Origin of the sequence: Pseudomonas sp. 20P_3.2_Bac5, assembly GCF_025466035.1 — a bacterium.
Taxonomy (GTDB): Bacteria; Pseudomonadota; Gammaproteobacteria; order Pseudomonadales; family Pseudomonadaceae; genus Aquipseudomonas.
Map to the genome: position 1 here is coordinate 35492 of NZ_JANLOA010000114.1, position 18215 is coordinate 53706.

Annotated in this window: 16 protein-coding genes; 5 read left to right on the forward strand and 11 right to left on the reverse strand. The window is 62.8% G+C overall.

What is annotated here, in order from left to right:
• Nucleotides 1–35: 35 nt before the first annotated feature.
• Both waaA and NTD88_RS21195 read right to left on the reverse strand, forming a co-directional pair.
• The gene (waaA, locus tag NTD88_RS21190) at nt 36–1307 is read right to left on the reverse strand and encodes a lipid IV(A) 3-deoxy-D-manno-octulosonic acid transferase (protein ID WP_262153495.1); all 1272 of its coding nucleotides are present in this window, start codon (nt 1305–1307) and stop codon (nt 36–38) included.
• 119 nt (nt 1308–1426) lie between these two features.
• Nucleotides 1427–2317, reverse strand: a complete 891-nt coding sequence (locus tag NTD88_RS21195; protein ID WP_262153498.1) for a LysR family transcriptional regulator — start codon at nt 2315–2317, stop codon at nt 1427–1429.
• A 91-nt stretch (nt 2318–2408) separates the two neighbouring features.
• On the opposite strand from NTD88_RS21195, the gene NTD88_RS21200 reads away from it, so the two are divergent.
• From NTD88_RS21200 to NTD88_RS21215, 4 genes are all read left to right on the forward strand, one after another.
• Nucleotides 2409–2741, forward strand: a complete 333-nt coding sequence (locus NTD88_RS21200; RefSeq protein ID WP_095155916.1) for a DMT family transporter — start codon at nt 2409–2411, stop codon at nt 2739–2741.
• 69 nt (nt 2742–2810) lie between these two features.
• A complete protein-coding gene (locus NTD88_RS21205) occupies nt 2811–3986 on the forward strand; it encodes an NAD(P)/FAD-dependent oxidoreductase (protein ID WP_262153494.1) in 1176 nt (391 codons plus the stop codon).
• Nucleotides 3983–4795 carry an aldo/keto reductase gene (locus NTD88_RS21210; RefSeq protein ID WP_262153493.1) on the forward strand — a complete coding sequence of 271 codons (813 nt, stop codon included), beginning with the start codon at nt 3983–3985 and terminating at the stop codon, nt 4793–4795. The genes NTD88_RS21205 and NTD88_RS21210 overlap by 4 nt, the downstream gene beginning before the upstream one ends.
• Nucleotides 4796–4844: 49 nt before the next feature.
• Nucleotides 4845–5798: a metal ABC transporter ATPase gene (locus NTD88_RS21215; protein ID WP_262153492.1), complete on the forward strand. Its 954-nt coding sequence runs from the start codon at nt 4845–4847 to the stop codon at nt 5796–5798.
• Between the two features lie 54 nt (nt 5799–5852).
• On the opposite strand, the gene hldE is transcribed toward NTD88_RS21215, so the two are convergent.
• Nucleotides 5853–7274: a bifunctional D-glycero-beta-D-manno-heptose-7-phosphate kinase/D-glycero-beta-D-manno-heptose 1-phosphate adenylyltransferase HldE gene (gene hldE, locus NTD88_RS21220; protein ID WP_095155912.1), complete on the reverse strand. Its 1422-nt coding sequence runs from the start codon at nt 7272–7274 to the stop codon at nt 5853–5855.
• 120 nt (nt 7275–7394) lie between these two features.
• The gene (gene msbA / locus NTD88_RS21225) at nt 7395–9197 is read right to left on the reverse strand and encodes a lipid A export permease/ATP-binding protein MsbA (RefSeq protein WP_262153491.1); all 1803 of its coding nucleotides are present in this window, start codon (nt 9195–9197) and stop codon (nt 7395–7397) included.
• A 102-nt stretch (nt 9198–9299) separates the two neighbouring features.
• On the opposite strand from msbA, the gene NTD88_RS21230 reads away from it, so the two are divergent.
• Complete coding sequence (locus NTD88_RS21230) at nt 9300–9944, forward strand: toluene tolerance protein (RefSeq protein WP_262153490.1); 645 nt, start codon at nt 9300–9302, stop codon at nt 9942–9944.
• Nucleotides 9945–9980: 36 nt separating this feature from the next.
• On the opposite strand, the gene NTD88_RS21235 is transcribed toward NTD88_RS21230, so the two are convergent.
• From NTD88_RS21235 to NTD88_RS21265, 7 genes are all read right to left on the reverse strand, one after another.
• Nucleotides 9981–11072 carry an O-antigen ligase domain-containing protein gene (locus NTD88_RS21235; protein WP_410017304.1) on the reverse strand — a complete coding sequence of 364 codons (1092 nt, stop codon included), beginning with the start codon at nt 11070–11072 and terminating at the stop codon, nt 9981–9983.
• A gap of 62 nt (nt 11073–11134) precedes the next feature.
• Nucleotides 11135–11905: a glycosyltransferase family 2 protein gene (locus NTD88_RS21240; protein WP_262153489.1), complete on the reverse strand. Its 771-nt coding sequence runs from the start codon at nt 11903–11905 to the stop codon at nt 11135–11137.
• A gap of 35 nt (nt 11906–11940) precedes the next feature.
• Complete coding sequence (locus tag NTD88_RS21245; protein ID WP_262129890.1) at nt 11941–12897, reverse strand: glycosyltransferase; 957 nt, start codon at nt 12895–12897, stop codon at nt 11941–11943.
• The gene (locus NTD88_RS21250) at nt 12894–14318 is read right to left on the reverse strand and encodes a PIG-L deacetylase family protein (RefSeq protein WP_262153488.1); all 1425 of its coding nucleotides are present in this window, start codon (nt 14316–14318) and stop codon (nt 12894–12896) included. The genes NTD88_RS21245 and NTD88_RS21250 overlap by 4 nt, the downstream gene beginning before the upstream one ends.
• On the reverse strand, nt 14315–15211 hold the full coding sequence (locus tag NTD88_RS21255; RefSeq protein ID WP_262153487.1) for an antimicrobial resistance protein Mig-14: 897 nt from the start codon (nt 15209–15211) through the stop codon (nt 14315–14317). The genes NTD88_RS21250 and NTD88_RS21255 overlap by 4 nt, the downstream gene beginning before the upstream one ends.
• Nucleotides 15211–16341: a glycosyltransferase gene (locus tag NTD88_RS21260; protein ID WP_262153486.1), complete on the reverse strand. Its 1131-nt coding sequence runs from the start codon at nt 16339–16341 to the stop codon at nt 15211–15213. The genes NTD88_RS21255 and NTD88_RS21260 overlap by 1 nt, the downstream gene beginning before the upstream one ends.
• A complete protein-coding gene (locus NTD88_RS21265; RefSeq protein WP_095155904.1) occupies nt 16325–18082 on the reverse strand; it encodes a carbamoyltransferase in 1758 nt (585 codons plus the stop codon). Before NTD88_RS21265 ends, NTD88_RS21260 begins: the two co-directional genes overlap by 17 nt.
• Between the last annotated feature and the right edge of the window lie 133 nt (nt 18083–18215).

Below are 18215 nucleotides of genomic sequence, written 5' to 3' on the forward strand. Positions count from 1 at the left end.
GGGGCACCGAACCGCAGCGATCAGCTTGAATCGATTTATCTGATCAGCGCCCCCAGCCCATCCAGCAAGCGCTGCAACGCCCCCTGATTGGCCCGCATCACCGCCACGCCCGCCTCGCCCATCTTCCGCGCATCCTGCGGCAACTCCACCAGCCGCCGCACCGCCGCCGCCAGACCCTCGGCATCGTCCACGTCCTGCAAGGCTCCCGCCTCGCGCAGCATCGCGCTGATCTCAAGGAAGTTGAACACGTGCGGCCCCATGATCACCGGCAACGCCAGCGCCGCCGGCTCCAGCGGGTTATGCCCGCCAGTCGGAACCAGGCTGCCGCCGACGAAAGCGATATCCGCCAGGGCATAGAGAAACAGCAGTTCGCCCATGGTGTCGCCGAGCAGCACGCGGGTCTGGCCATCCACCGACGCACCGGAAGAGCGGCGCACCGTAGCGAATTGCTCGCTGCACAGCGCATGCACCGCGTCGAAACGCTCCGGGTGCCGCGGCACCAGGATCAGCAGCGCATCGGCATGCACTTCCAGCAGTTGTCGGTGGGCGTCGAGCATCAGCGCGTCCTCACCATCGTGGGTGCTGGCGGCGATCCACACCGGCCGCTGACCCGCGCCCCACTGTTCGCGCAGCGCTTGTGCGCGAGGCAGCAGTTGCTCATCGATCTTCAGGTCGAACTTGATCGAGCCGGTCACCTGCACGCATTCAGGCCGCGCGCCCAACTGGCGGAAGCGCTCGGCCTCGGTTTCGGTCTGCACCGCGAACAGGCTCATTTCCGCCAGCATCGGCCGGGTCAGCCCGGCGAACCGCGCGTAGCCACGGGCAGAGCGCTCGGACAGGCGGGCGTTGGCCAATGCCACCGGAATCCCGCGCTTGGCGCACTGGTGAATATGGTTGGGCCACAGCTCGGTTTCCATGATCACCGCCAGCCGTGGCTTGGCCCGATCGAGGAACCGCGCTGCCGCCCAGGGCAGGTCATACGGCAGGTAGCAGTGCTGGATGCGCGGCTCGCCGGCGAACATGGCCTTGATCCGCTCCGAGCCGGTCGGGGTCATGCAGGTCACGGTGATCGGCAACTGTGGATGACGCTCCAACAGCGCCCGGATCATCGGCGCCGCCGCGATGCTCTCACCGACTGAGACCGCATGGACCCAGATGCCGCCCGGCTGCAACGGCGGCAGGCCGAAGGCGAAGCGCTCAGCGATGCGCTGGCGATACGCCGGCGCCTTGCGCCCGCGCAGGAACAGGCGCAGCGCGACGAGCGGCAGGCCCAGGTGGAATAGCAAGGTATAGAGGGTTCTGTTCATGGCGCGGAAGTTTACAAGGAGTGCTGATGGTTTTGGAGGCGCCGTGCAGCCCATCGCGAGCAAGCGCCGCCGCAGCCCACTGTTTGTATTGTAGGAGCGAGCTTGCTCGCGAAGGCCCCTCACCCCATCGCCCGCAGATGCTCCGCAAACCGCTCCGCCAACCACTGCGCCGCCGGCCCCAGCGGCTCATCCCGACGCCACGCCAGTTCCACCACCAACGCCGGCGGATGCCATTCACAGTCCAGCTCGATCATGTGCTGTTGATACATCGGGTACTGCGCCACATGCCGTGGCAGCCAGGCCCAACCCAGCCCGCGCATCAGCAGTTCGGCCATGACATAGAAACTGTCCGCCCGCCACACCTGCGGGCTGGCCGGTTCGCCGCCGGCGTAACCGCTGTCTCGCGGGTTGACCAGCAACTGCCGGTGGCGCGACAGATGCTCACACGTGACCCGCTCCAGCTTCGTCAGCGGATGCCCGACCGTGCACACCGTGACCATCTCGATACTGCCCAGTGCCCGACGCTCCAGCGCATCCGGCACACGCTGGTGATGGAACATCAGGCCGAGGTCGGCGCGCCGCTCGACCAGTTGGCGAGCGACATCGCCTTGAGCGCTACTGGCCAACTGAACTTCCAGCAACGGGAAGCGCTGCGACAACTCATCCAGGCTCTCGACCACCGGCGAATACGGCATCGCCTCGTCATGCGCCAGACGCAAACACGGCTCCTGCCCGCGCAATAGCGCCGAGGCCCTGCCTTCAAGACGCTCGCACTGGCGCAACAGCTCGCGAGCATCCTCAAGCAACGCCGCGCCGGCTTCGGTCAGTTGCGGCTGGCGGCCGCTGCTACGCTCGAACAGGGTCAGCCCCAGATCATCCTCCAGCAGTGCGATGGCGCTGCTGACCGCCGATTGCGCCCGCCGCTCGGCCCGGGCCACCGCCGAAAACGAACGCTGCTCCGCCACTTCGACGAACAGACGCACCTGCTCCAGATTCCACTGCGGATGAATCATGCGACCTATCTCCAAACCCGATAGGAAATGACTTTACCGCATCTGGCCAATCCCTAGAATGCTCGACCAGAACCCAGGAGCAACCACCATGAATGCCTACGCCTACCTCGCTATCGCCATCTGCGCCGAAGTCATCGCCACCGCCTCGATGAAAGCGGTCAAGGGCCTCAGCACCCCACTGCCACTGGCGTTGATGGTCGGTGGCTACGCGGTGGCGTTCTGGATGCTGACCCTGGTGGTGCGCAGCATTCCGGTGGGCATCGCCTACGCGATCTGGTCGGGCCTGGGCATCGTGCTGATCAGCATCGCCGCGCTGGTGATTTACGGCCAGAAGCTCGACATGCCGGCCATCTTCGGCATGGCGATGATTGTCGGCGGCGTGGTGGTGATCCAGCTGTTCTCGAAAACCACCGGACATTGACACCAGAAGGGGTCACCCGCGTAACAGGCTGTATACTTGCCCACCTGTCCAAGCTTGTGAGGTAAGTGCATGCCATCGGTAATTTCCACCGACGTCCTGATCGTCGGCGCAGGGGTCGCGGGTCTCTGGCTCAATGCCCGGCTGCGGCAACTGGGCTATTCGACGGTATTGGTGGAACGGGCCAGCGTTGGCGGCGGGCAAACCCTCAAGTCTCAGGGCATCATCCACGGCGGCGCCAAGTACGCGCTGCACGGCGCCCTCACCGGCGCCTCCGAAGCCATCGCCGACATGCCGCGGCGCTGGCGCGAGGCGCTGGCCGGCAACGGCGAGCTGGACCTGTCCGGCGTTCGTTTGCTGTCCGAGGCCCACTATCTCTGGTCTCCCGGCACCCTCGCCGGCAACCTCACCAGCTTCTTCGCCAGCAAGGCCGTGCGCGGCCGGGTCGATCAGGTCAAGGGCGAGCAATTGCCGCCAGCCCTGCAGGACCGCGCCTTCAAGGGCAAGGTCTATCGCCTGGCCGAACTGGTGGTCGACGTGCCGAGCCTGCTTGAACGTCTGGCCGAGCTTGCCGGCGACAGCCTGCTGGCCGGCGAGCGAATCGAAGCCCTGCGCGACGGTGACGAGCTGGTCGGCCTGCGGGTCGATGATCGCGAGATTCGCGCTCAACGCGTGATCCTCAGTGCCGGCGCCGGCACCGCTGACCTGCTGGCCGATCTCGGCCTGAGCCAGCCAGCGATGCAACGCCGGCCGCTGCATATGGTCCTGGCCAAGGGCCCGAGTCTCAAGCCGCTTTATGCCCACTGCCTGGGAGGCGGACCGAAACCGCGCATCACCGTGACCACTCACCCGGCCGCCGACGGCCAGTGGGTCTGGTACCTCGGCGGCGACCTGGCCGAAGCCGATGGCGTGGCCCGCGAACCCGACGCGCAGATTGCCGCGGCGAAGAAGGAAGTCGCCAACCTGCTGCCATGGGTCGATCTGAGCCAGGTGCGTTGGGCCACCTTGCGGGTCGACCGCGCCGAGCCTGCACAATCCGGGCTGGTCCGGCCAGACAACGCCTTTATCGCCGACCAGCAGCGGCTGCTGGTCGGCTGGCCGACCAAGCTCGCGCTGGCACCGGATTTCGCCGATCGCGTCCTACACGCGCTGGAGCGCGACGGCATCAAGCCCGGCAATCTCCCCGCCCTGCCCGACTTGCCCAAGCCACCGCTGGCGGAACCGGTATGGGAGCAACTGCTGCCATGACCTTGCCCACTCTGCACGACCTGCATCGCCCCTTGGGCAGCACCGGCCTGTCGGTTTCGCCGCTGGGCCTGGGCACCGTCAAACTCGGCCGCGACCAAGGCGTCAAATACCCCAACGGCTTCACCATCCCGGACGATCACGAAGCCCGTCAGTTGCTGGCCCAGGCCCGCGAACTGGGCATCAACCTGATCGACACCGCGCCGGCCTATGGCCGCAGCGAAGAACGCCTCGGCCCGCTGCTGCGCGGCCAGCGCGATGAGTGGGTGATCGTCAGCAAGGTCGGCGAAGAGTTCGACGACGGCCAGTCGCGCTTCGACTTCAGTGCCGCGCACACCCGCGCCTCGGTGGAGCGCAGCCTGAAGCGCCTGGAAACAGAATGTATTGATTTGGTCCTGGTGCACTCCAACGGTGACGACCTGCATATCCTCGACACCGAGGAGGTCTACCAGACTCTCGCCCTGCTCAAGCAGGAAGGCAAGATTCGCGGCTTCGGCTTCTCCGGCAAGACCGCCGCGGGCGGCCTGAAAGCCCTGGAACAGGGCGACTGCGCCATGGTCACCTACAATCTCAACGAACAGGACGAGCGTCCGGTGCTCGATTACGCCGCCCGCCACAACAAGGCCATTCTGGTGAAGAAGGCCCTGGCCAGCGGCCATGTCTGCCTGAGCCCGGGCGTCGATCCGGTGCGTGCCAGCTTCGAGTTGCTGTTTGGCCATCCCGGCGTGAGCAGTGCTATTGTCGGCACCATCAATCCGGTGCACCTGGCCCACAACGTGGCCACCGTTTCCCAGGTGCTACGCAAGCGCTGAACCCGCTGAGCCGCCGCCGCGGCCGACCCCAACGCAAGAAGGAGCCGACATGCCGCGAACGCTGATCCGCAAGAATCCGAGCAACTTCAAGACCCTGCCCTTGCACGTTGAAGCCGGCCCCGACGGCCTGAGCTACCAGAGCATCGGCCGGCCATTGAACTTCGCCCAGACCTTGCAACGGCGCAAAGCCATCCAGGTCCCCGACAGCGAGCGCTTCGCCGTCGAACTGGCCAACCTCGGGGTTTCTGTCCGCCTGACCCTGCACTGGCAGAACCGCGATTACTGGGTGCTGGTCCGCCAGCGTCGTCAGGACCGCGGCGACGTGGTGCTCAAGCTGATCTCCGGTTACGTCCCCGCCCAGGAACTCAATCTGCCGTTGCACACGGCAGTGCAGGAAGTCGCCGAAGAGTGCCTGCTGGAAACCCCGGAAGGCTGGCTCGGCGGTCGCTTCAACGAAACCTGGCTACCGGCCCCGTACGCTGAAGCGTTGCACTATCGCGAAGCACTGCCCTTCGTCCTCACCCCGCACTCCGGCGCGGCGCGGCCGGTGCGTTGCGGCAACCTGCAATTGATCGAGCGCCCGCGCGCCTACGTGCACCTGCCGACCGCGTCGCTGCAACTGATCTACGACCTGCGCCTGCAGGTGCCGAAGGAAGCCAAGTCGCTGAGCCTGTTCCATGTCGATGAGCGTCTTGAAGGTGATCAACTGGTCGCCCGGCTCAACCGCAGTCGTCCCGATCTCTACCTGATGCCCCTCGAAGACGGCCAGCCGCTGCCCGAGCTGTACCACCTGAAAAAAGACCGCCTGCTGCCGGCAAGCACGCGCGGTCTTTACCTGGCCGAGAGCTTCGCCCGGCAGGACGGTTGGGTGGTGCGGGAAGAAAGAATTCGCTGGAAGGATTGGCTCAGGCAGCAAGGCCTGGCCCCGACGAAGCCGGCCAGCGGGTTGCAGCGGTTGACTGGCAAGCTGCTGCAGATTGCCCGGGGTAGCCTGGGCAAATGATTCGGGCCCCGTTCGCGACGTTTCATCGCGAACGGGGCCGGTCTTTTTCTTGAATCAGTTCTTGCGGATCTTCTCGACAATCGCCGTGGTCGAGCTGTTTTCCACCAGCCCCAACACCTTAACCGTCCCGCCATAGGCCTTGACGATATCGGCGCCGACCACTTGATCGATGCCGTAGTCACCGCCCTTGACCAGCACATCCGGCTTGACCTGGCTCAGCAGGTTTTCCGGGGTGCCTTCAGCGAAGCTGATGACCCAATCCACCGCACCCAGCCCGGCCAGCACGGCCATGCGCCGGTCGACGCTGTTGATCGGACGGCCCGGCCCTTTCAGGCGACTCACCGAAGCGTCGTCGTTGACCGCGACGATCAGACGATCGCCTTGGGCGCGTGCTTGTTCCAGGTAGGTCACGTGACCGGCATGCAGAATGTCGAAGCAGCCGTTGGTGAAGACGATCTTCTCGTTGTGCGCCCGCGCATCATCGATGGCCAGCAGCAACTGATCGAGGCTCAGCACACCGCGCTCGGAGCCTTCTTCGCGCTGGATCGCCCGGCGCAGTTCCGGGGCACTGATCGCAGCGGTACCCAGCTTGCCGACCACGATACCGGCAGCAAGATTGGCCAGACCGACCGCGTGGGGCAGGTCCTCACCGGCGGCGATGGCGGCGGCCAGGGTGGAAATCACCGTGTCGCCGGCACCGGTCACATCGAACACTTCACGGGCGCGGGCTGGCAGGTGCAGGGCCGGGTGCTCCGGGCGCAGCAGGGTCATGCCGTGCTCGCCACGGGTCACCAGCAAGGCGCCCAGTTCCAGGTCACGCATCAGCTCACCGCCCTTGGCCACCAGTTCGGCCTCGTCGGCGCAACGGCCGACGATGGTTTCGAATTCACTGAGGTTCGGGGTGATCAGGCTGGCGCCGCGGTAGATGGAAAAATCCTTGCCCTTAGGGTCGGCCAGCACCGGAATGCCGCGCTCGCGAGCGGCCTGGATGAGGCTCTGGTGATTCTTCAGTGCGCCCTTGCCGTAGTCGGACAGGACCAGCACTTTCACCCCTTCCAGCAAGGCGTCGACTTCCGCGCCGAGGGAGAGCGGGTCGGTTGCAAAGGGCTCTTCGAAATCGATACGCAGCAGTTGCTGGTGACGGCTCATGACCCGCAGCTTGACGATGGTCGGCTGGTGGGCGATGCGCTGGAACACCGAGCGCACGCCCGCTGCTTGCAGGCTGTTGGCCAGGCTGTCGGCTGCCTCGTCCTGGCCGGTGACCCCGACCAGCGCAGCCGGCGCGCCGAGCGCGGCAATGTTCAACGCAACGTTGGCCGCACCGCCCGGACGGTCCTCGATCTGCTCGACCTTGACCACCGGCACCGGCGCTTCAGGCGAGATTCTGGAGGTACCGCCATGCCAGTAGCGGTCGAGCATGACATCGCCGACCACCAGTACCGGGGCTTGATCGAAACGCGGCATGGACAACTTCATGGAGAACCCATCAGACAAAATGAACAGGGGCGGGATATTAGCACAGGCTTCGCGCCAGCCAGATTACAGCCAGCGCCGCGCCGTGCGGGCCAGGGCGCAAGACGCCCTGGCGAAGGTGTTTCAGGTGATGTCAGCCTTGCTTGGCTCATCCAGCCCCATGGCATGCAGGCGGGCGTAGTAGCCGTTCTCGGCGAGCAACTGCGGATGCGTGCCGCGCTCGACGATCCGGCCCTGATCCATGACCAGGATCAGGTCGGCCTTTTCGATGGTCGACAGGCGGTGGGCGATCACCAGGGTGGTGCGGCCCTTCATCACCTGATCCAGGGCTGCCTGGATATGCCGCTCGGATTCGGTATCCAGCGCCGAGGTGGCTTCGTCGAGGATCAGCAGCGGAGCGTTCTTCAACAAGGCGCGGGCGATTGCGAGTCGCTGGCGCTGGCCACCGGACAGCAGCACGCCGTTCTCGCCGACCTGGGTGTCGAAGCCCTGCGGCAGTTGCTCGATGAACTCCTTGGCGTAGGCATCGGCGGCGGCGGCCTCGATCTGCTCGCGGGGCGCGCCGGCCAGATCGCCATAGGCGATGTTGTTGGCGACGGTGTCGTTGAACAGGGTCACATGCTGGGTCACCTGGGCGATGTGCTTGCGCAGGTTACGCAGCCGGTAGTCCTCGACCTCGACGCCATCGAGCAGGATCTCGCCATGCTCGTGCTGGTAGAACCGCGGGATCAACCCGGCCAGCGTCGATTTGCCGCTACCCGAACGTCCGACCAGAGCAATCATCTGCCCCGGCTCGGCGCTGAAGTTGATGTCGCTGAGCACCAGGCGCTCGGTGCCCGGATAGGAGAAGGTCAGATTGCGCACTTCCAGCCGGCCGCTGACGCGATCACGCTCGACAGTGCCGCTATCGACTTCAGGCTCGACGTCCAGTTGTTCGAAAATGCTCTCGGCACCGGCCACGCCTTTCTGGATGGTCGAGCTGACTTCCGAGAGCTGGCGGATCGGCTTGGGCAGCAGGCCCGCAGCGGTGATATAGGCTACGAGGTCGCCCGCGGTGGCATCACCGCGCAGGAACAGCACCAGGAACATCAGCACCGCCATGGCGGTGTAGATCACCAGTTGCAGCATCGGCGTGTAGACCGCGCCGGTCTTGGTCATGCGCAGTTGCTTGTCGGTGTTGCTCTGGCTGGCCTTGGCAAAGCGCTCCTGCTCGTACTGCTCGCCGCCGAAGCTGCGCACTACGCGGTAGCCCTGGATGGTTTCCGACGCGACGTGGGTCACGTCGCCCATGGCCACCTGGATCTTCTTGCTCTGCTTGCGGAATTTCTTGCTCGCGCTGCTCACCATGACGGCAATCAGCGGCAGGATCGCCAGCATCACCAGGGTCAGTTGCCAGTTCATCCACAGCAGGTAGATGAACAGGAACACTACGGTCAGGCCTTCACGGATCACCACCTTGATGGCGTCGGTCGCAGCGCCGGTGACCATGGTCACGTTAAAGGTGATACGCGAAATCAGGTGACCGGAGTTGTTGTTGTCGAAGTAGCGGTTGGGCAGGACCAGCAGCTTGTTGAACAGCTCGACCCGCAGGTCGTGCACCAGGCCCAGGGAGACCTTGGCCAGAAAGTAGTTACCCAAGAATGAACCAAGACCCTGCCACGCCGCGATCAGTACGATCAGCAGGGGCACGGCCTGGAGCAGCTGCAGGTCCTTCAGATACGGCACGGTGGGGAACAGCACCGCTTCGGGGTTGCTCAATCCATCGACGAAATACTTGAGGATGCCGGCCAGCATGGGCTGGGTCGAGGCGAAGATAACGAACCCGACGATACTGAGCAGGAAAACGCCGACATAAGGCTTCACATAGCTCAGCAGACGCAAGTAGATCTTCATACTCGAAGGGGCAGACGATTCGGGGGCGGTCATGAGAATCCGTCATGTGAAAAAGAGGCGGGATTGTATCACAAGCACTTTTTGCCACTTCCTGCTGAGGTAATATAGCCGGCTGGCCTTTACACCGGAGTTTCGATGCAAGCGCTCGACCATGCCCGCTACCTTGCCCTGCGCGAAGGTGCGCACGTTCTGGAGGCCGACGGCACCGGAGACAAGGTATTACGCCTGCGTGACGGCTCGATGTTGAAGCTGTTCCGCCGCAAGCGCCTGATCAGTTCGGCTGCCTGGTACCCCTACGCGCGCCGTTTTGCCGACAACTGCAAGACCCTGGCCGAACGCGCCATCCCTTGCCCTCGCGTGCGCGAGGTCTATCGCATCGCCGAGATTGCTCGCGATGCGGTGCACTACGACCCGCTGCCGGGCAAGACCCTGCGCCAGTTGCTGGATGACCCCGACAGCGGCGACAACCTGCGACGTCAATTGGGGATCTTCATCGCTCAGTTGCACGAGAAAGGCATCTACTTCCGCTCCGCGCACCTGGGTAACGTGGTGCTGACGCCCGAGGGCGAACTCGGCCTGATCGACATCGCCGACATGCAGACCTATCGACGCCCGCTGCGCAAGACCCAACGGCTGCGCAACTTCAAGCACATGCTGCGTTACAAGGAGGATCGCGCCTGGTTGCTGGGCAACGGCAGCGATGTGTTCGCCAGCGCTTACCTGTCGGCGCAGACCACCTGCAAGGTCGCCGATCTCGCCACGGCCCTGGCGAAGGCCTGAAACGAAGCGACCACCCGAAGGTGGTCGCCAGATGTATCAGATCAACCAACGCTTTGGCGCCTGTACCACTCGCCCCAGCACCACCGCTGCCGGCAACAGCACCAGAGGCCAGAGCTCGTCAGGATTGCCGATGAGCTTGCTGCCATCGAAGTTCAACATCACCAGCGCAGCAACCAGGAATAAACCCCAGGCATCACGCAGGCGCCAGGCTTGCCAAAGCGTGGCTGACATCACCACGGCGAACAAAGCCAGCGATACCCCACCGGTATACAGCCCAAGTGCCACGAAGATGTTATGTGGATGTTGAATGGGCATGAACCCACCGAGCAATTTATCGGTCTTGAACTCAATCCCGCAGCCCAGCAACCAACCGCAATTGCGCCACTCACCAACCATCACCTGGAATAACTCGATCCGGAAGGAATCACCACGCGCCATCATTGCGTGGAACCAGGCCTGGTTACTGATGACCCAGAACAGGCCCCCTGCCACTGCGGCGCCAATGACCAGCCCTGTCAGCCCATACTTCGGGAATCGCCAGATGCCATAAGCCGCCCAGAGCCCCAGCAGCAAGACTGCGCCAACAAGCGCCGTACGCGTCTGCAAGATGAAGACGACGGCAAAGAGGCTTAGTACTACCGCACTGATCGCTTCGATCCAGCGACGCTCCTTCAACCACAGGGGAAACGCCAGGGCCAGCGAACACAGCAACCAGACACTTGCGTAAATGACGTTCTGCAAACGGGCGGGCAGCAGGTCAACTCGCTCGCCGAACGCATGGAGCCCGCTCAGATAGGCATAAGCTGCAAAGCCGTAAATGTAAGCACAGAGAATCCAGAACATGCACCGCACAAACGCCGGATGCCGGAAGAAACCAGGTTCGACCAATGCCCCGATGATGAAGACGAACAGCCCCACATACAGGATGTGTTTGTAGAACTGGCCATCCCCCGCAATAGCTGCAGGAACCAGGAACCACAACAGGAAAACCAGCCAGGCCCAGGCCAACGGCTGCTGTACCAGACCGGCTCCGCGCTCCTTGATCAGGAACACCAGACCCGGCAATGCAATGAGGGCGTAAAAGATGTTATTCGTCCATTTCGACGATGCCATCAGGATGTAGCTCAAAAGAAATATGATCGTGGCTACAGCGAAGTAGCTTCGACTTGTCCTGCTTCCCACACTTGACCTCACAAAACAGCGTTAATCAGAAAACCTATCACCACCCCAACGGCAACGCTGCCTATGAGCTTGATGCGATCCCTGCGTTTACGTCGAAGTTTGTTGACGCGCTCTTGCGGCAATTCGACATGCTCTCCAAATCCGGTGTGCAACACCGCATCATTTTCCAGAATCAATGCATAGCGGTTTTCCGCTGCGTACAAGCGGGAAAGGCTCTTTTCGCCAGAGTGCGCAGCATAGGGGGCATGCTGCTGGTAATCCGCCAGGCGACGCAGCCCCGGGTTGAACGAAAACCCCTGCCAGTCGGCCTTTTCCGAGCCCAACTGATAGAACGGGATGCCCTGTACCAGTTGCCGCTCATTGAGAAAGACGTACGGGCTGTGCACCTGAAGGTCGTGGTTGAAACTGCGCAGCCACACCTGCAGGGCTTGCGGGTCAGCTTCCAGCAGAACTTGCGAGTCCTCGATGAAGCACGGACGGTAGAAGTCCCAGTCGTCCTCGCAATGGAACACCCAGAACGTCTTGATCTGCGCGTAAGCGGCGTCGATCGAGCGCATCTGGCCCAGCTTGGGTTTGTTGACGATGAACGTGGTGTGCTCCCGCCAACCGGCCGGGATGCAATCGCGCACGGCTTCGTCACCCGAGTCTTCGGTGATGAACACCTCGCGAATGGGAGCCGTGTTGAAGCGGTCGAAAGTTTCGAGCGTACGCTTCAACAGGTCGAACCGACCACAGCTGGTCACCATCAAGGTGATCTCACTGCTCTCGCTGAAGACCATTGTCATTCTTCCTCGGTAAAAACGATTGAACGGCCTTACAGGCCGACGACGTTGCGCAATTTGTTCCACCAGCCCGGCGCCACATGCGGGCGCAACGGGGGACGCATGGCATCGACGATGGCCTTGCCCAACGCATGGAATGTGAAGCGCTGCTCGGCCAGCAACTGGCCGTTGCGCGATATTGTCAGGGCCAGTTCGGGCTGCTCGCGCATGTACCGCAACTTCTCGCGAAACTCTTCGAGATCCCGGTACAGCACAATGTTGTGCAGATCGACGAAACCAAGCGCGCGGTTTTCTTCCTCGCCCTGGTCGAAGGCGAACAGCACGCAACCGCACGCCATGGCCTCGAAGTTCTTGATCATGTACTCGCCCATACCGACATCGGCACTGACGAAGAAACGGATTCGGCTCAGGGTTTCCCTGTATTCCTCACCCGACTTGGTACGGGTGATGAGCAGGTTTTCGACTGCCGCGATCGACTCGAGCATCGCCTTGCGCCCGGAATAGGCCACGCTGCGCAGGCTACCGACAAACGCCAGTTCGATATCACGCTCACGCTGTTCATTGCTCAACAGGGCCTGATCGTAGCCCTTGGGAATGAACACCGCGTCGAAGCCTTCATCACACAGGCGGCGAGTCACCACTGCCCCGGACGTGATAACCCTCGCCCACGGCAGATTTCGGTAATACTCGCTGAACTTGCCGGTGTACTTGCATGGGATGTAATTCTGGTAGGCGTCGTGCTCCAGAATCACCAGGTTAGGCAAGGTACGGATGAAGTTGACCTGTCGAATTTCCTTCTTGAAACGCAGGAAGAACAGAATCCGATCGTAGTCCTCGACCTTCACATGCTCCCGGAAGTACTTGCGCAAGTTGTCCTGCTCGGCATCGGTAAGCCAGCGGGTATCGCATTCGCACTCAGCCGCGATGCCGTCGTAGAGACGATCGAGAATCGCGCGCTGATCTTTCTGAACCAGGAAAAGGACTTTCACCGTTGCTCTCTCTTGTCGGCCGTGGCGTTGACCCAGAAGAGTTCATGCCGGCGTACGGCCTTGCGGAAGAACTCGTTTTCGCCAAAGGCAGGCCATCTTCGGGCGGCCAGATAATGCTGGAACACTCGCCGCAAACGCCGCTTGAACGGGGGGCTGGGTTGAAGGTCGTGCATCATGCCCAACGACATAGCCTTTTGCCACTGCTGTTGCGAAGTCACGGCATGGGCCCAGGGCCTCATCGGCGCCTCGCCGTCAAAATGCGGTGGCAGCGCCACGCCGCTACCGGCATTGCCCATCGGCCAGCGATCGTTGTCGTGAAGATGATTGGCGTAATGCAACAGCCAGCGTGGCTGCCAGTCGGTCCGCGTCAACGCTTCGATCAGCGCGTCACGGGCGCAGATGTGGTCGGGATGAGGATCGAGGAGTGGCTCGGGCAGCACGATGGTCAACGGGCGAATCCGCTCGATCAGTTCGCACAGATCCTGGATCAGGTTGCGCCAGGAGGGCGTGCCATCTGCGTCGCTGGTCAGTGACAGGTTGTTGAAACGCCGAAACAGGCGGGTATCCAGCAGATCCGCTTCACGGGAGCCAACGGCTTTTTCCGGCTCGGCCTTCATCGCAGGCAGTTGCAGACAGAAGTAGCCGAGTTGCACGCAGCGCTCCTGCGGCACCCCCGCCCACAGCGGCACGCTGATGCTGTCCCAGGCGCGAAGCTGGCCCTTGAGACGGGCGGCAGCAACCGGCTCAAGGCCCATGTCGCGGTAATGTTCGGTCTCGATCTCACCGGCGGTCAGGGTGACGATCCAGCTTTCCTGCGCCCCACTATAAGTGGCGAAGGCAGCCAGTTCGGCATCGTCGGCATGCGGCGCAATGACCAGCAGCGGCCCGGCCAGATAGTCGGGGTGGCGACAGACAAACAGCTCGGTCTGATCATCCAGCCGGCAGTGCTGCCCGCCCAACCAGAGCTGGCCCTCGTTCAGCGCAAGATGCTGACCCGTCAGGTTCAGGTAGCGGACACCGGCCACACCGCGCTCGAACGCCTGGCAGTCCTCTTCGTCGCCGCGAATCTTCACCGCAGGATCAAGAAAGCGCCCCAGAAAGCCAGCCCGCAAACTCACCTTGAGCACCAGCGTGTCGCCCGCCTGCAACTGACAGCCCGATGGCAAGCTCAGACGCCCTTGATTCAGAGTCAATGCATGGCGCTCGTCGGCGTCGATACGGTAGTCGTAATCGCTGGCCGGAGAGTAAAACAGGTGATCGGCAAACCACGCCTCATGCGCCACCCAGGCGACCACCGCCAGCAGCAGCGGCAACCACCAGGCCACCAGCACGCCAACCACGACCAGCAATAGCAGACCGAGCAACAGGCCCATTCGCTTGTTGCGGCGGTGCCGTTTGAGCAACTGCTGTTTGCGGTTCACACCTGGAACACCGGCACGGGGTTGCACCATCGGTCCTTGTACTCGCGGTCAGAACGGCCAAAGGAGAAACGCAACGGCTTGTTGCGTGCACGGGCATCCTCCCAGGCACTCTGGGTATTGAGGAAGCTGAGTACGCTGCCCGGACTGAATTCGCGGGTCTGTGGGTCAACACCGCCGTTGACGTATTCCACACTGATCCATTCTGGCGCTTCAACCCTGTACACCAGCTGAATGGCAATCGGCGCATCATTGAGAAACACCACCGAACCGATCAACAGCGACCGCAGCCGCTCGATGACTTCCGCCATGCGCTCGGCACCGGTGGCCGGGAAGGTCCAGCGACGCAGGAACAGGTCGCAGTACATCGCGGCGATTTCAGCGCTGTCGAAATCCTGGATCGGCCGCACCACACCACCCGCCTCTTCCAGCAGGCGCAGTTCGCGGCGTTGGTTGTAACGGAATTTTTTTGACAGGTCTTCCGGCTGCCGCGCCATGGCCAGCGATTCGGCCTGTGGCTTAAGTGTGCTGAAACGCCCCTGATTCAGTTCCGACAGGTAGCGCCCGGCATGCCGTAGCGGGGCCTGGGCGTCGGCTGCGGCGGGAAGGATGGTCTCGGCGTTGCCGAGGTCAAAGAGACCTTTTTTGCCGTGGCGTTTAAGGACGTCCTTGGACAAAGCCAGGTGACGCCCCCAGACCGGAATCGCAGCTTTGGTCTCGCCGGATTTTTGCCAGGCCAGGTAACGCACCGGGATTTCGGACATTTCGGCGAGCTGTGCGACCACCAGCGGGTGTGTCGCGACGCTGCCGCCGAAGCGCGCCCAGGCCTGTTCGTAAGTCTGAGCGTCGACAACGCTCCAGCCGCGCTCACGCCAGCCTTGAAGTCGATTGAGCATCAAGCCTCCGCAGTCAGCGCAACGACATGAGGCAGGCGCCAGAACACCTCGCGTACCGCCTCGTCGGAGAATCGCTCGCGCAACCGTTGAAGCATGCGCGCCTGGCACTCCTGGCGTTGCTCGTCAGTCATCTGCGCGAGCACTTGCAGCGCCTGGGCCAGCGCCGTGGCATCCCCTAGCGGGAACAGCACACCGACACCTTCCACCACTTCGACAGCACCGCCACACGCCGTCGCTGCCACCGGCGCACCTGCCACCATGGCTTCCAGCAGGACCATGCCGAACGGCTCGTGGTCCGAGCTCAGGGCGAACGTGTCGAACGCGGCGAAGTAGCGCCTGGCATCAGGCACCTGACCGAGGAAGTCTACCTGGGCAGCAATGCCCAGCTCGGCGGCCAGCGCCTTGAGCGAACTTTCCAAGCGTCCCTTGCCGAGGATCGCCAGTCGCGCCCCCGCCGGCAGACTCGGCAGGGCCTGGGCAAAACCGCGCAACAAGGTCACCTGGTCCTTGTCAGGGTGAAGCCGGCCGACGTTGCCGACGATCCAGGCTTGCGGGTCCAGCTTCAGCGCGACGCGGGCTTCGGCGGCCGGCACCAGCGCCCCCTGCAGGGCCTCGATATCAATACGGTTGTATAAGGTCTGGATCCGCTCGGCCGGCCATTTCGGCAGGCAGCGGCGCATATCGTCACGCACCGCGTCGGAAACACCCAACAGGCTCAGGCGCTTGCTGAACAGATTGGCGAACAGTTGCCGGCTGCCGCGCTTGTAGTCATCGAAGGCGTGATGCACGCCAATGACCGGCAGGCGCGTGGCCAGCAGGGTGATATAGATAGGCTTGAAGCGATGGGCGATGCAGAAGCTGAAGTCGCGCGCGGCGGCAATGCGCCGCAACGCACGAATCGCACCCAGCTTCAGGCCACGAATGGCACTGGAGCTGAATTCGAGAAACAACACTTCGTCACTGGCGCAGCCCGATGCCACCTGGGCGTCGGCCTTGCCAGTGAGAAATACCGTAGTGACCTTGTAGCCACTGCCGACGAACAGGCTGGCGTACTGACGGGCGCAATCGAGAAAGGGCCCGTCGTAGCCATGGCAGAACTGCAGGACACGCTTGTCAGTCGAGCGTGTCATAGGCTTTCGCGCCGTCCTTCACGACCAGGATGTCTTCCATGATCAGGTACTGCAGGTCGGAGCCGAAGAACATGTTCAACGCGTCGGTCGGCGAGCAGATCATCGGCTCGCCACGGCGGTTGAGCGAGGTGTTCAGCGATACGCCGTTACCCGTCAGTGTTTCCAGCGCTTTCATCATGTCGTAGTAACGCGGGTTGTACTCGCGCTTGAGCACCTGGGCACGGGAAGTACCGTCTTCATGGACGACTTCCGGCACGCGGGTTTTCCACTCCTCCGAAACTTCGAAGGTGAAGGTCATGAACGGCGCCGGGTGATCGACCTTGATCATCTGCGGGCCGACGGTGTCGAGCATGGACGGGCAGAAAGGCCTCCAGCGCTCGCGGAACTTGATCTGTTCGTTGATCCGGTTGGCCACACCCGGCACGCTCGGGCAGCCGATGATCGAACGACCACCAAGGGCACGCGGGCCGAACTCCATGCGGCCCTGGAACCAGGCCACCGGGTTGCCATCGACCATGATCTGGGCGATGCGCTCCGGCATGTCGTCGATCTTGCGCCATTTCGGTGCACTTGGGTGACGGGCGCAGGCGGCGATGACATCTTCGTTGGAGTACGCTGGGCCGAGATAGACGTGTTCCATCTTCTCCACCGGCACGCCACGGGCGTGGGAAACATAGGCTGCGGCGCCAACTGCGGTGCCGGCATCGCCGGACGCCGGCTGGACGAACAGCTCTTTGAGGTCCGGGCGGGCGATGATTTTCTGGTTCAGCTTGACGTTCAGCGCACAGCCGCCGGCGAAGGCAAGCTTGCCGGTTTCCTTGAGGACGTCGCCCAGGTAGTGGTCGATCATCTGCAGCGCCAGCTTCTCGAACAGCGCCTGCATGCTGGCGGCGTAGTGGATGTACGGCTCGTCGGCGATGTCGCCTTCGCGCTTCGGACCCAGCCACTCGATCAGCTTCGGCGTGAAGTAGAAGCCCTTGCCCTTCTCTTTATAGCGACGCAGGCCGATGACGTTGGCGTACTCGGTGTTGATCACCAATTCGCCATTTTCGAAGCTGGCCAGGCGCGAGAAGTCATATTTGCTGGCATCGCCGTACGGCGCCATGCCCATGACCTTGAACTCGCCGTCGAGCATTTCGAAACCGAGGAACTCGGTGATCGCACCGTACAGGCCACCCAGCGAATCCGGATCGAAGAATTCCTTGATCTTGTGGATCTTGCCGTTCTCGCCATAGCCGAAGAAGGTGGTGGCGTACTCGCCCTTGCCGTCGATACCGAGGATCGCGGTCTTTTCCTTGAAGCCCGAGCAATGGTAGGCACTGGAGGCGTGCGCCAGGTGGTGCTCGACCGGCTCGATCTTGATCTTCTTCGGATCGAAGCCCAGTTGCTCCAGGCACCAGACGATCTTCTTGCGGTAGCGCTTGTAGCGACGGTTGCCCATCAGGATCGCGTCGAGGGCGCGGTCCGGGGCATACCAGTAGCGTTTGGCATAGTGCCAGCGAGCCTTGCCGAACAGGCTGATGGGCGCGAACGGGATCGCGACCACATCGACGTCGGAAGGCTTGATGCCAGCCTGCTCCAGACAGAACTTCGCCGATTCATAGGGCATGCGGTTCTTTGCATGTTTGTCGCGCACGAAGCGCTCTTCTTCAGCGGCGGCAATCAGCTTGCCGTCGATGTACAGGGCCGCGGAAGGATCATGGCTAAGGGCGCCGGACAGGCCAAGAATCGTCAATGCCAAGGGTCTAGCCTCTTTATTCGGTAAAAATGCGCTGCGGCCTCATCGGGCTGGCGGCGGCGAAAGGGCGGGATTATAACGCAAAGCGAGGGGGCAATAGGAGGGTTGCTGCAGGGCCCGCTCTGGACCCCGCGAG